We start from the raw sequence: 364 nt of genomic DNA, 5'->3' as shown, positions 1-364 counted from the left end.
GGTGCCTTTGCCGTCCTCAACGTGATGGGCCTCTGGCCGCACCTGCCGGTGCCGATGCGCGTGCCGGTGCTGGCATACGTGCTGGTGCTGGCCTCGATGGCGGTGCTGGCCCTGGCACGGCAGTGGCGCAGCCCGAAGCCCGCTGCCGTGGAAGCCAGCAGCGCGCGCCGGGCGGCCGCCGGTGCGCTGCTGTTCGTCGCCAGCGATTCACTACTGGCCTGGGACCGCTTCGCCGGCGGCCTGCCACTGGCCAGCCTGCTGGTGCTCTCCAAGTACTACGGCGCGCAGTACGCCATCGCCCGCTCGGTGAAATAGAAAAAGGGGACGGAGGGGATTAAGTCGTTTACAGCACCGTGGCGTAAAC

1 protein-coding gene is annotated in these 364 nt (G+C 68.4%); it reads left to right on the top strand.

From position 1 onward, the window contains the following. On the top strand, window positions 1-315 hold a 315-nt coding region (locus EN850_RS34315; RefSeq protein WP_210238037.1), incomplete at its 5' end, for a lysoplasmalogenase family protein. Between the last annotated feature and the right edge of the window lie 49 nt (window positions 316-364).

The organism is Mesorhizobium sp. M8A.F.Ca.ET.207.01.1.1 (assembly GCF_004794715.1).
In the GTDB taxonomy this organism is placed as follows: Bacteria; Pseudomonadota; Alphaproteobacteria; order Rhizobiales; family Rhizobiaceae; genus Mesorhizobium.
The sequence above is the reverse complement of the archived record's forward strand: the minus strand, read 5'-3'. Positions and strand labels throughout refer to the sequence as shown.